Source organism: Sphingomonas flavalba, from assembly GCF_047553045.1.
Classification (GTDB): domain Bacteria; phylum Pseudomonadota; class Alphaproteobacteria; order Sphingomonadales; family Sphingomonadaceae; genus Sphingomonas_L; species Sphingomonas_L flavalba_A.
On record NZ_CP180208.1, the window covers coordinates 375,986 to 388,575 of the forward strand.

Annotated in this window: 12 protein-coding genes; 6 read left to right on the plus strand and 6 right to left on the minus strand. The window is 69.3% G+C overall.

Translation table 11 applies throughout. The features are described 5' to 3' along the window. Positions 1–67: 67 nt before the first annotated feature. The 3 genes from ftsZ to ACMT1E_RS01830 all read left to right on the plus strand — a co-directional run bounded on the left by ftsZ (position 68) and on the right by ACMT1E_RS01830 (position 4,265). Positions 68–1,528, plus strand: coding sequence for a cell division protein FtsZ (ftsZ, locus tag ACMT1E_RS01820; RefSeq protein ID WP_414901870.1), 1,461 nt, complete (start codon positions 68–70; stop codon positions 1,526–1,528). A 125-nt stretch (positions 1,529–1,653) separates the two neighbouring features. Beyond that, positions 1,654–3,102: an SPOR domain-containing protein gene (locus ACMT1E_RS01825; RefSeq protein WP_414901871.1), complete on the plus strand. Its 1,449-nt coding sequence runs from the start codon at positions 1,654–1,656 to the stop codon at positions 3,100–3,102. Continuing rightward, the gene (locus ACMT1E_RS01830) at positions 3,099–4,265 is read left to right on the plus strand and encodes a deoxyguanosinetriphosphate triphosphohydrolase (protein WP_414901873.1); all 1,167 of its coding nucleotides are present in this window, start codon (positions 3,099–3,101) and stop codon (positions 4,263–4,265) included. Before ACMT1E_RS01825 ends, ACMT1E_RS01830 begins: the two co-directional genes overlap by 4 nt. A 7-nt stretch (positions 4,266–4,272) precedes the next feature. Here the strand turns inward: ACMT1E_RS01830 and ada are convergent, their stop codons facing one another. From ada to ACMT1E_RS01850, 4 genes are all read right to left on the minus strand, one after another. After that, on the minus strand, positions 4,273–5,355 hold the full coding sequence (ada, locus tag ACMT1E_RS01835; RefSeq protein ID WP_414901874.1) for a bifunctional DNA-binding transcriptional regulator/O6-methylguanine-DNA methyltransferase Ada: 1,083 nt from the start codon (positions 5,353–5,355) through the stop codon (positions 4,273–4,275). 88 nt (positions 5,356–5,443) lie between these two features. Then, the gene (msrA, locus tag ACMT1E_RS01840) at positions 5,444–5,944 is read right to left on the minus strand and encodes a peptide-methionine (S)-S-oxide reductase MsrA (RefSeq protein WP_414901875.1); all 501 of its coding nucleotides are present in this window, start codon (positions 5,942–5,944) and stop codon (positions 5,444–5,446) included. After that, positions 5,944–6,390, minus strand: a complete 447-nt coding sequence (msrB, locus tag ACMT1E_RS01845; RefSeq protein ID WP_414903246.1) for a peptide-methionine (R)-S-oxide reductase MsrB — start codon at positions 6,388–6,390, stop codon at positions 5,944–5,946. Before msrB ends, msrA begins: the two co-directional genes overlap by 1 nt. Positions 6,391–6,478: 88 nt before the next feature. Beyond that, a complete protein-coding gene (locus tag ACMT1E_RS01850; protein WP_414901876.1) occupies positions 6,479–7,951 on the minus strand; it encodes a helicase HerA domain-containing protein in 1,473 nt (490 codons plus the stop codon). A 99-nt stretch (positions 7,952–8,050) separates the two neighbouring features. Here ACMT1E_RS01850 and ACMT1E_RS01855 point away from each other — a divergent pair, with 99 nt between their 5' ends. Then, positions 8,051–8,671 (plus strand): trimeric intracellular cation channel family protein, encoded by a 621-nt coding sequence (locus tag ACMT1E_RS01855; protein WP_414901878.1) that lies wholly within the window; start codon positions 8,051–8,053, stop codon positions 8,669–8,671. A 25-nt stretch (positions 8,672–8,696) separates the two neighbouring features. On the opposite strand, the gene ACMT1E_RS01860 is transcribed toward ACMT1E_RS01855, so the two are convergent. Together ACMT1E_RS01860 and sppA are read right to left on the minus strand one after the other, a co-directional pair. After that, a complete protein-coding gene (locus tag ACMT1E_RS01860; protein WP_414901879.1) occupies positions 8,697–9,257 on the minus strand; it encodes an N-acetyltransferase family protein in 561 nt (186 codons plus the stop codon). Then, entirely contained in the window at positions 9,254–11,140 is a 1,887-nt protein-coding gene (gene sppA, locus ACMT1E_RS01865; RefSeq protein ID WP_414901880.1) for a signal peptide peptidase SppA, read from the minus strand. Before sppA ends, ACMT1E_RS01860 begins: the two co-directional genes overlap by 4 nt. Positions 11,141–11,414: 274 nt before the next feature. Between sppA and ACMT1E_RS01870 the strand changes: the two genes are divergently transcribed. Both ACMT1E_RS01870 and groES read left to right on the plus strand, forming a co-directional pair. Further along, positions 11,415–12,026 carry a DVUA0089 family protein gene (locus ACMT1E_RS01870; protein WP_414901882.1) on the plus strand — a complete coding sequence of 204 codons (612 nt, stop codon included), beginning with the start codon at positions 11,415–11,417 and terminating at the stop codon, positions 12,024–12,026. A 207-nt stretch (positions 12,027–12,233) separates the two neighbouring features. Next, complete coding sequence (gene groES, locus ACMT1E_RS01875; protein WP_136161170.1) at positions 12,234–12,521, plus strand: co-chaperone GroES; 288 nt, start codon at positions 12,234–12,236, stop codon at positions 12,519–12,521. Positions 12,522–12,590: the final 69 nt, after the last annotated feature.

Sequence of the window (12,590 nt, forward strand, 5' to 3'; positions counted from 1 at the left end):
ATCGGATTGTGCAAGAGTGGCGGCGGACAGGTGTTTCGCGCCGCGCGGGACATGGGGAGATTAGCGCATGAGCATCGAATTCATTCCGCCCGAAGTCGACGAGCTGCGACCCAGGATCAGCGTGATCGGCGTCGGTGGCGCCGGTGGCAACGCGATCGCCAACATGATCGCCAGCCAGGTGCAGGGCGTTGACTTCATCGTCTGCAACACTGACGCGCAGGCGCTGAACGCCTCGTCGGCGGAGCGCCGTATCCAGCTGGGCCTGAAGATCACCCAGGGCCTTGGCGCCGGCGCCCGGCCCGAGATTGGCCGCGCGGCCGCCGAAGAAGCGCTGGAGACGGTGGAGAAGGCGCTGGAAGGCGCGCATATGTGCTTCATTGCCGCCGGTATGGGCGGGGGCACCGGCACCGGCGCGGCGCCGGTGATTGCCAAGGCGGCGCGCGAACGCGGTATCCTGACCGTCGGCGTGGTGACGAAGCCGTTCAGCTTTGAGGGCAACAGGCGGATGAAGTCGGCGGAAGCCGGCATTGCCGAGCTGCAGAAGCATGTCGACACGCTGATCGTCATCCCCAACCAGAACCTCTTCCTGATCGCCAACCCGAACACGACCTTCAAGGAAGCGTTCAAGATGGCGGACGAGGTGCTGCAGCAGGGCGTGCGCGGCATCACCGACCTGATGGTCATGCCCGGCCTGATCAACCTCGATTTTGCCGACGTCCGCTCCGTGATGGGCGAGATGGGCAAGGCGATGATGGGCACCGGCGAGGCTGACGGCGACAACCGTGCGATCGAGGCAGCGGAAAAGGCGATCGCCAACCCGCTGCTCGATGGTGTGTCGATGAAGGGCGCGAAGGGCGTCATCATCTCGATCACCGGCGGCGAGGACATGCGCCTGATGGAGGTCGACGAGGCCGCCAACCACATCAAGGAACTGGTCGACCCGGACGCCAACATCATCTGGGGTTCGGCGTTCAACGACAATCTGGACGGCAAGATCCGCGTGTCGGTCGTTGCCACCGGCATAGAGGCCGAGGCGGTCGCCGCGCCGGAACCGGCCCGCGTTCTTGCCTTCCCCGCCGGGCGCAAGGCCGAGACGGTGCCGTCGCCGGTCGAGCGGCTGACCGGCCTTGCCACGCGCGCCGAGGAGGCGCCGGCCGCCGAGATCACCCTGACCCCGCCGGAGCCGGTTGCCGAGGAACCGGCAGTGGCGGATGCGGTGGCAGAGGTTGCGGCGGTCGCGGAAGAAGCGCCGTTGACCCTGGATCAGCCGGTTGCCGGGGACAGCGGGGCCGACGAGCTGCTGCTCGATGAGCCGGCAGCCGAACCGGGCGATGCCGACCTGGAGGCCGGGCGGCGCTGGCTGAGCGGCGGCGAGCCGGAAGCGAAGCCGGCGCGGGTTGCCGGTGGCACGCTGTTCGAGCGGATGTCGAGCATCGCGCGCGGCAACGCCAAGGCGCCGGGCGACGACGCCGACCGGGAAAGCCCGCTCGACATTCCGCGGTTCCTCAATCGCCAGAACAACCCCTGATCCGATGTTTCGCCCTTTCCCGGCGCTGGCCGGGAAGGGGCGGGCGCGGGTTCGGCTCGTTTCGGCGCCGGCCCGGCCCCCACGCATTGCGGAGCGACGCGTTCTGCGGATAAGCGTGGCCCACGATGACATCGCGATTTGCTTTCGGACGCCCTGCCCGCGCTTTTGCCGCCGGCCTGCTGATCACCGCGCTATCGCCGCTCGCCGCGCAGACAGTGACGCGGGGCGGTGTGCTGCCCGCCGGGGCGCCGGCCCCGACCAGCGCCGACCGGCTGACCGCGCACCTGCGTGAGCTGGCGAGTGATCCGGAAAATCTGGTTGCACTGAAGGGGGCGGGGGACGCGGCGCTGGAGATTGGCGATGCCAATGCCGCGCTGGCCTTCTATGCCCGGGCCGAAAGGCTGGCGCCGCGCGACGGCGCGATCAAGGCCGGCCTTGCTCGCGCGATGCTGAAGGCGGAAAATCCGCGCGACGCGCTGCGGTTGTTCGATGACGCCACCGACCTGGGCGTGCCCGCCGCGCTGATCGCCGGAGATCGCGGGCTGGCGCACGACCTGCGCGGAGAGCCGCGCAAGGCGCAGAAGGACTATGCACTGGCGCTGGCACGTGGGCCGGATGACGAAGTAACGCGGCGCTATGCGCTGTCGCTGGCGATATCCGGCGACCGGGAACAGGCGCTGGCGCTGCTCGACCCGCTGCTTCACAAGCGTGATCAGGCGGCGTGGCGGGCGCGGGCGTTTGTGCTGGCGCTGACCGGCGATCCGACCGGGGCTGGCAAGATCGTCGAGGCGATGATGCCGGCGCCAATGGCCGGGGCGATGCAGCCCTTCCTTGTCCGGCTGGGCGGGCTGAAGCCGACGCAGAAGGCGCTGGCCGTCCATCTGGGCCAGTTTCCGGCTGACAAGCCGACACGGCTGGCCACCGCCGAGCGTAATGAGCCGACGCCGACCCGCGCCCGGCGGGCTGCGCGTAACCAGCCCGCGACCGGCGGGGCGCAGCCAGCCGCCGCCGCGCCGGCGCCGAAGCCGGCCACGGCGGGCGCGCAGGAGGCGCCGGTGCGGATGACGGCGGAGGCGCGGCGTGGCGCGTTGGCCGAGATCATCAGCGGTTTGCGTATCCCGGAGAATGAGGTGATCGCGTCCGCCGCGAAGGCGAGTGGCCCGGCGCCGGTCCGGCCGACCCCGGCCAGAGCGGAAGCGCCCCCGCCCAAAGCGCCGGCCAAGCCGAAGCCGACCAAGGCCGAACTGGCGAAGCAGGAAGCGGCGAAAAAGGCGGCGGCCCAGAAAGCGGCGGCGAAGAAGGCGCCGTCGCGCGTCTGGGTGCAGGTGGCGAGCGGCGCCAATCGCGGCGATCTGCCGAAGGCGTGGGGCGCGGTGAAGGGCAAGGCCGCCGATCTGAAGAACCGCAGCGCGCATACGACGAAGGCGGGGGCGACCAACCGCTTGCTGGTCGGCCCGTTCAAGACATCCGCCGAGGCACAGGCCTTCGTCAACAAGCTGAACCGGCAGGGGGTCAAGACCTTCGTCTTTACCAGTTCGGCCGGGCAGGAGGTCGAGAAGATCGGCGCGAAATGAGGACGGTTGCACCCTGGGCATCCGACCCGGCGAAAAGTCGCGGCCGCCTGCATGAAGAGGCCGCTGGCGCGCTGCGCGGGCCGCGCGATGCGTTCCAGCGCGACCGCGACCGGATCATCCATTCGATCGCGTTCCGCCGGCTGCGCCACAAGACCCAGGTGTTCATGGCGCCGGATGGCGACCATTTCCGCGTGCGGCTGACCCACAGCCTGGAGGTGGCGCAGATCGGCCGGGCGATCGCCCGCACACTGGGCCTGAACGAGGACCTGACCGAGGCGCTGTGCCTGGCCCACGACATTGGCCACCCGCCGTTCGGCCATGCCGGTGAGGATGCGTTGCGCGCGGCGATGGCCGGGGCGGGCGGGTTCGACCACAATGCCCACACGCTGCGCACGCTGATGCGGATCGAGAAACCCTATCCGCTGTGGGACGGGTTGAACCTGACCTGGGAAATGCTGGAGGGACTGGCCAAGCATAACGGGCCGATCGACGCGCCCACCTGGGCGCTGGCCGAGGCGGATGCGACATTTCCGCTTGCGCTGACGACATGGCCGTCGCTGGAAGCGCAGGTTGCGGCGATCGCCGACGACATCGCCTATGACAACCACGATATCGACGACGGGGTGCGCGCCGGTCTGCTCGACATCCGCCAGATCATGGGCGTGCCGCTGGTCGCGCGCGGGTGGAAGGCGGCGAAGGCGCGCTACCCGGACACCGCCGACACGCGATTGCTGCCTGAACTGATCCGGTCGCAGATCGGGCTGATGGTCAACGACCTGATCGCCGAGACCCGCCGGCGGCTGCGCGACAGCCGGATCGAGACGGCGGATGACGTGCGGGCGGCCGGGCGGCAGCTTGTCGGCTTCAGCCGGGCGCTGCGCGCCGAGGAGCGCGAGCTGAAACGGTTCATGTATGCGAATCTGTACCATCACCCGCATCAGTTGGAGGCGGCGACGGCGGCGCGGACGGTGATTGGCGGGCTGTTCGGCGCCTATGCGGCCGACCCGGCGCTGCTGCCCGATTCCTGGCGCGAAACGCTGCCGGCGGCGGAGCCGGAGCGCAGCCGGCACATCGCCGACTTCATCGCCGGAATGACCGACCGTTATGCGATCGCCCGTTACCGCGAATGCGTCGGGCCGATTACCCTGCCGGACGGGTTCTGACCCCGGCTCAGCGCCCGGCTTGCCGGGCTTCGCGATTGAGCAGCGCCCGCTTGCGCGCCACGCCCCAGCGATAGCCGGACAGGCCGCCGTCGCTGCGGACGACGCGGTGGCAGGGGATGGCGACGGCCAGCGCGTTGGCGGCGCAGGCCCCGGCGACAGCGCGGACCGCATTCGGCGCGCCGATCCGTGCCGCGACCTCGGTATAGCTGGCGGTGGTGCCGGCCGGGATCGCCCGCAATGCCTGCCAGACCCGCTGTTGAAAGGCGGTGCCGCGTATGTCGAGCGGCAGGGCGAGGCCGGTGCCCGGCGCCTCGACGAAGCCGACGACGGTGGCGACCAGCGCCTCGTAAGCCGCATCGCCGCCGATCAGCCGGGCGTGGGGAAAGCGATCCTGCAGGTCGCGGGCCAGCGCGTCGGGGTCGTCGCCGAGCAGGATAGCGGCGACGCCGGCGTCGCTCGACGCGACGAGGATGGCGCCGAGCGCGGACTGGGCGATCGCGAAGCGCAATGTTTCGTCGGTGCCGCCGGCGCGGTAGCGGCCGGGCGTCATGCCGAGCAGGCCGGTCGCCTCCGCATAGAAACGGCCGTTGGAGCCGTAGCCGGCGCCGTAGATCGCCTCGGTCACGCTGGCGCCATCGGCCAGTTGGGCGCGGACCCGCCCGGCGCGATGGGCGGCGGCATAGGCGCGCGGGGTCAGCCCGGTTTCAGCCTTGAACAGCCGGTGGAAATAACCGGGGCTAAGCCCGGCGGCAGCGGCCAGCGCGGTGAGGCTGGGCGGTCGTTCCGCCGCCGCGATCGTGCGGCAGGCCGCGGCGATGATCGCCGCGCCCTGTTCCCGCGTCGAGGCGCCATCGGGATTGCAGCGGCGGCAGGGGCGGGCGCCAGTCGCCCGCGCGGCGGCCAGCGTCGCGTGGATGGTGACGTTGTCCGGCCGGGCGGTGCGCGACGGGCAGGACGGCCGGCAGTAAACGCCGGTCGTCGCGACCGAATACCAGAAGGCGCCGTCCGCAGACCGATCCCGCGCGACGATCCGCGCCCAGCGCGGGTCATCGGCGGTGGCGATCGGCGTTTCGATCCTGTCGGTGCGCATCGTCTGCTTCCTTGTCCGTTCGCCTGTGCTGTCGCACGGGGCGGGACGGGCTGCGCTCCGTTCCTTGCTGTCGAATCCGAAAAACCGGTCAGCCGGCCGCCGGCAGCACCCAGTTGGGCCGGATGAAGTGGCAGGTGTAGCCGTCCGGAATCCGTTCCAGATAATCTTGATGTTCCGGCTCCGCTTCCCAGAACGGGCCGGCGGCGGCGAGTTCCGTCACGACCTTGCCGGGCCACAGGCCGGAGGCGTCGACATCGGCGATCGTCTGTTCGGCCACCCGCTTCTGATCGTCGCTGGTGTAGAAAATGGCGGAGCGGTAGCTCATCCCCCGGTCGTTGCCCTGGCGGTTCATCGTCGACGGATCGTGGATCTGGAAGAAGAATTCCAGCAGCTTGCGGTAGCTGATCCGGGCCGGATCGAAGACGATCTCGATCGCCTCGGCATGGGTGCCGTGGTTGCGGTAGGTGGCGTTCGGCACGTCGCCGCCCGAATAGCCGACGCGGGTGCGGAGCACCCCGTCATAGCGCCGGATCAGGTCCTGCATCCCCCAGAAGCAGCCGCCGGCGAGGATTGCGCGTTCTTCGGTCATCAATGCGTCTCCACCTGGTCCAGATAGGCGCCGTAGCCCTCGGCGGCCATCGCGTCGCGGTGCACGAAGCGCAGCGCGGCGGAATTGATGCAGTAGCGCAGGCCGCCCCGGTCGCGCGGCCCGTCCGGAAACACATGGCCGAGGTGACTGTCGCCATGCGCCGAGCGGACTTCGGTGCGGATCATGCCGTGGGTCGCGTCGCGCAGTTCGTTGACGTGGGCCGGCGCGATCGGCTTCGTGAAGCTGGGCCAGCCGCAACCGGATTCGAACTTGTCTGAAGACGCGAACAGCGGCTCGCCCGACACGACGTCGACATAGATGCCGGGCGCGGTGTTATGCAGATAGGCGCCGCTGCCGGGGCGCTCCGTGCCGCTTTCCTGGGTGATGTGAAACTGCTCTGGCGTCAGCCGGGCCAGAGCCTCCGGCGTCTTGCGATAATCGGCCATCATTGCTTCTCCGTATCGCCCACAAGTGGTTGCTCACCGCCGCTTTGTCGAGGCCGGGTTCCGGCTATCCGTCGCAATCGGCCGCCGATCACGCCTCGACCGGGCTGTCGGCGGCGGTCGACCAGCCGAGCTGGGGGATGGTGAGCGTCCGCCGGCCGCGCAGGTCGGTGCGCGAAACGATCACGCCCTGCCCCTCGATAAAGCCGATCAGCCGGCGGACCCGGCTGAGCGAGTGGGTGCCATAGGTCTGGGCCAGCGCCTCGTCCGTCGGACAGGGCGCGCCATCCCGCGCGGCCTGCGCGATCGACAGGAACAGGCTGAGCATATCCTCTGGCAGCCGGTCGGCGATCGCCAGCGCCTGGGCCATCGTATCGTCGGGCGCCGGTTCGTCGAACAGGCCGGCGCGGGCCATGGCCAGTCGCCGGGTGAAGGCGGTGGGGGCGAGCGCCGGGCGCGGGTGGCCGCGCATCCGGCAGCGGACGATGAAATCCTGATAGAGTTCGGGCGGCGCGCGGTAGGCGGCGTCGGCGTCGGCGACGATGTCTTGCAGGACCGCTTCGGCGATGGCGGCGGTGTCGTCTTCGCCCTCATCCGGCGCGGCGGCGGGGTCCGCGGGCACGGCGGGCTGTGCCTTGTCGTCGATCGCGCGAAACAGCGCCTCGACCGGGACCGGCGGCGGCACCGGCGGCGGGGCGGGCGGTTCCGCCTCGACCGCTTCGAACAGCAGGGCGCGACGATCGTCGTCGGACAGGGTGGGGAGTGGGGCCAGCGCCGGGCCGCCGCCGCGCCCGACCGTTTCCACCGCGCCGATGCGGATCAGGCGCGGGCGGCGGGCAAGGGCGGGGCCCAGCGCCAGGAACTGCCCGCGTTCCAGATCGCGGATCTGTTCCGCCTGCCGCCGTTCCATGCCGAGCAGGTCGGCGGCGCGGGCCATGTCGATGTCGAGGAAGGTGCGGCCCATCAGGAAATTCGACGCCTCCGCCGCAACGTTCTTGGCCAGTTTCGCCAGCCGTTGGGTGGCGATGACCCCGGCGAGGCCGCGCTTGCGCCCCCGGCACATCAGGTTGGTCATCGCGCCGAGCGCCGCCTTGCGCGCGTCTTCGCCCACATCGCCCGCCGCCGCCGGCGCGAACAGCTGCGCTTCGTCGACGACGACCAGCACCGGGTACCAGTGGCCGCGCGGCGCATCGAACAGCCGGTTGAGGAAGGTGCCGGCGCAGCGCAACTGGGCGTCGACATCCAGCCCCTCCAGGTTGAGGACGACGGAGACGCGGTGTTCGCGGACGCGGGCGGCGATGCCGGCGACTTCCGCCTCGCTATAGTCGGCCGCCTCTACCACCATATGGCCGTAGCGGTCGGCCAGCCCGACGAAATCGCCTTCCGGATCGATGACGACATGCTGCACCCATTCGGCGCTGGCTTCGAGCAGGCGGCGGAGCAGGTGGGATTTGCCCGACCCGGAATTGCCCTGCACCAGCAGACGGGTGGCGAGCAGTTCCTCCAGATCGAGGCTGGCCGTGGTGCCGGCGGAATCAAGGCCCATCGGAATGCGGATCGTCATGCCCCTGCCAGTGCCCTATCCGCGCGACCGGGTGCAAGGCGCGATCCGGCGCATGGCCGGAATTCCATTTTGGCGAATCGACGCCTAAGGGCGCTGAGTATGGAACCAGCGCAGATTCTTGGACCGATTCTGTCGGTGATCGACCTGCTCGGCATCGCGGTGTTCGCGGCGTCCGGCGCGTTGCAGGCGGCGCAGCGCCGCCAGACGCTGGTCACCTTCGCCTTTTTCGCGCTGATCACCGGCACCGGCGGCGGTACGGTGCGCGATTTGCTGATCGGCGCGCCGGTGTTCTGGGTGGTCGACAGCCGCTATCCGCTGATCTGCCTGGTGACGGCGCTGCTCGTCTGGATGACGCCGCGCGCCTGGTGGAAGGACCGGGCACTTGACTGGTTCGACGCGATCGGTCTTGCCGCCTACGCGGTCTATGGCGCCGCCAAGGCGCTGAGCGCGGGCGTCGCGCCGTTGCCGGCGGCGATGATGGGGGTGGTGACGGCGTGCATGGGCGGCATCATCCGCGACGTGCTGGCCGGCCAGCCGTCGATCATCCTGCGGCCCGAACTTTATGTGACCGCCGCGGTGCTGGCGGCGGCGCTGTTCGTGCTGCTGGTGCTGGCGGGCATGGCGGTGCCGGTCGCCGCGATCCTAGCCGCGCTGGCCGGGTTCCTGCTGCGCGCGCTGGCGATCGTGCGCGGGCTGGCGCTGCCCGTCTACCGGGGCTGAGCGGCCCGCTTCGGCAGGATAAGCCCTAAGGATCGCGGCGGACGCCGACGTCGGCGAAGCGCAACGGTTCTTCCGGCGGGCCGTTCGGTTCGGCGAGGCTGGCCTGCCAGATGCCGACATCGTGCCAGCGCCCCTGTTTCCAGCCGACCTCGCGATAAACCCCGGCGCGGCGGAAGCCGACCGATTCGTGCAAACCGATCGACGCGTCGTTGGGCAGGGTGATGACCGCGATCGCCTGGGTGAAATTCTGGGCGCGCAGCGTATCGATCAGTGCTTCGTAAAGCAGCCGGCCGACGCCCTGCCGGGCCGCCCCGCTCGCGACATAGACCGACGTTTCGACGCAGAAGCGGTAGGCGGCGCGTTCGCGGAACCGCATCGCGCTGGCGTAACCGAGCAGTGCGTCGGTGTCCTCTCCGGTCGCGACCAGCCAGGGGTAGAGGCCGTCCTCTCCCTCCATCCGCGCGCGGATGGTCCGGGTCGACGGCGGTTCGGTTTCGAACGACACCGCGCTGGCCAGCACGTGGGTGGAATAGATGGCGGCGATCTGGGCGGCGTCTTCCGGCCGCGCTGCGCGGATCAGGATCATCGTGCCAGCCTCCCCGCCAGCCAGCCGATCAGGGTCGCGTCCCCCGTCGTGGGTGGCGCGACCGCATAACGCGCGCATTCGAGGCAGCGCACCTGCAACGCCGGTCCACGGACCATTGCCGCCGCGTCGGTGAGCGCGCCGAGCAGAAGCGCCCGGTTGCGCCGCGCCATCTGGGTCAGCAGATCGGAGGCGCTGCCCTGCCCGGCGGAGTCGTCGTCATTCTTGCGTGCCCATGCCTGGACTAAAGACGACCAGGTGTCCGGCGCTTTTTCGAGGTAGACGGTCCTCGCCGTAGCCGGATCGATCCGGGCGCGACGGGCGGCGTCGGCGACCGCGTCGTCAAGCGAGCCGAACGCATCGACCAGGCCGAGCTGGCGGGCGGTGCCGCCGTCCCACACCCGGCCCTGGCCGATCTCGTCGACCCGTTCGACCGGCAGGCCACGTGCTTCGGCGACGAGGCGCAGGAAGCGGCGATAGATATCCTCCACGCCAATCTGCATCATCCGGTCGAATTCCGGGGTGGTGCCGCCGATCAGGTCCGGCTGGCCGCTGAGGGGGGTGGTCTTCACCCCGTCACTGGTCACCCCGACCTTGGCGAGGGCGTTTTCCGCGGTGGGCAGCACGCCGAACACGCCGATCGATCCGGTGATCGTCGTCGGTTCCGCGAAGATCCGGTCGGCGGCGGTGGTCACCCAATAGCCGCCGGAAGCCGCAACCGAGCCCATCGAGACGACGATTGGCAGGCCGTGTTTCCGCGCGTCGAGCAGCGCCGAACGGATCTGTTCGGACGCAAGGGCGGAGCCACCGGGCGAATCGACCCGCAGTACCAGCGCCTTCAGCGATTTTTCGGCAAGGCCCTTGTGGATGAAGCGGGCGATGGTCGCGCCGCCGGCGGTGCCGGGGCCGGCCTCTCCATCGACGATCGTGCCGGCGACGGTGACGACGCCAACCGTGCCGCCCGATGGCGGCGGGTTGCCGGCGATCCAGTCGTCAAGGGAGATGCGCCGGAACCAGCCCGCCGGCTTCGCCGTGTCGCCGCCGGAGATGGTGGCAACACGGGTGCCGAAAGCGGTGCGATCGCCAAGCCGGTCGACGATGCCGGCGGCGAGCACCGCTTTCGCCATGTCGCCGCCCGCAGCGGTAAGTGCCGCCGACGGATCGCCGACGAAGCCGGCGAGCTTTGCCTGCGGACGGGCGGCGGCGACATGTTTCTTCCAGCCTTCCCACAGCGCATCGGCCAGCGCCTGATTCGCTGCCCGCGCCTCCGGTGACTGATCGGCGCGGGTATAGGGTTCGACCGCCGACTTGAACGCGCCGACCCGGTAGACATGGGTGGTCACGCCGAGCCGTTCGATAAGCCCCTTGTAATAGAGCCGAGACCCGCCGGGACCGGTGAACGCCGCGAGGCCCATCGGGTTGAGCCAGATTTCGGAGGCGTGGGCGGCAAGCGTGTAGCTGTCGTCGGTATAGCCGGTTGCGTAGGCGAGCACCGGCTTGCCGGCCTTGCGAACCCGGCCGAGCGCATCGCCGACGGTTTCGAGCGCGACCGCGCCACCGCCGACAAAGCCATCCAGCTCAAGCACCACGGCCTTGACGCGCCCGTCGGTGGCGGCGGTATCGAGAGCGCGGACCAGATCGCGCAGGCGGAATTCGCGCAGGCGCTTTTCCTGGCCGGTGAGCGCCGTCAGGCCGCTGACCTCAGCCGGTTGCTCGACGATGGTCCCTGTCAGGTCCAGCAGCAGGGCGCCGTCGCCGGTGGCAGATGCCGCCGGTCGCATCGACAGCACCGCATAGAGCAGCGCGAAGAACAACAGCATGAACACCAGCACCAGCGCGTCCTTGACGCCGACCAGCACCGTCCAAGCACCCTTGAGCAATTTCATCGTGCGCAGTCTCCGCCGCCGCGGGGCGCGGTGGTCAGGTTTGTTTACGGTTCGATCGGTAAAAAGGGAAACCCGTCCGATTCGGAAGCGGCGAAATTTCGGAGCGCGCGGCTGTGCCGAAAGCGGACAATGTCGGCAAAACTGACATTAACCGCATGTTTTTACCGTCGTTTCGCCCGGAATGCATAAATGGCACGGTGATTGCTGTGCGGGGATTCGTCGACGTCCGGTGTTTTGGAGATCGGGGGACGTCGTGTTGATAGGGGGTTCGTTCATGTCGCGTATCAAGGCTCGTTTCGCTGCTCTTCTCGCCACCGCCGCCTTCGCCGCCGCGCCGGCCGCCGCCGTGGACCTGTCGTTCGTCGGCACCCTGCCGGCCGAGAATGGCGTGGCGTTCATCGATTTCTCGCTGAACGCGGCGGGATCGGTGACCCTCGCCAGCTACGGCTATGCCGGCGGGACCAACGCCGCCGGGCAGGCGATCGTCGCTGGTGGTTTCGACAGCATCCTGACGCTGTTCGACAAGGCGACCGGCGCGCGCATCGCCCAGAACGACGACCGCAACGGGTGGGGCGCCATCGCTTATGACCCGTTGCTGACGCTGAATCTCGCGGCCGGCAGCTATACCGCCGCCCTGTCGTCCTTCACCAATTTCTCGATGGGGCCGAACCTGGCGTATGGCTTCACCGATTTCGGCCTGTTCTTCGGTCGTTCCGGCAACTGGGCGCTCGATATTTCGGGCGACACGCTGGTCGCGCCGGCGATCCGCGCCAACACCGCGCCGGTCGCGGTGCCGGAACCCGCGGCATGGGCGCTGATGATTGCCGGATTCGGCCTCGCCGGCTATGCGTTCCGCCGTCGCCGCTGCACCGTCCGCTTCGCCTGAGGTCACCCTCGTCGATCCACGATCGATGCCGCCGCTGGCCCGTGCCGGCGGCGGTTTTCGTTTTTCGCGCCGATATTCCTCCGCCCCCGTTGACAGGCTGGGCGGCCCTCCACATATGGCTGGCTGTTAGCACTCTCTTTGGGTGAGTGCTAATCCTGTTCAACACCGGGGGCGTTGCGCCTTCGACAAGCAAAAGGGATGGCCGAAATGAAATTTCGTCCGCTTCACGACCGCGTGCTGGTTCGCCGGGTCGAGGCCGAGGAAAAGACCGCCGGCGGGATCATCATTCCCGACACGGCCAAGGAAAAGCCGCAGGAAGGCGAAGTCGTGGCTGTCGGCGAGGGTACGCGCGACGATGACGGCGATCGCATTGCGCTCGACGTCAAGGCCGGCGACCGCATCCTGTTCGGCAAGTGGTCCGGCACCGAGGTCAAGGTCGACGGCGAAGACCTGATCATCATGAAGGAAAGCGACATCCTGGGGATCGTCGGCTGATTTTCCAGCCCCGCCGTCCGGCGGGGCAAAGAGCGATCGCATGACTATGGGCCCCGGCCATCCGGGGGT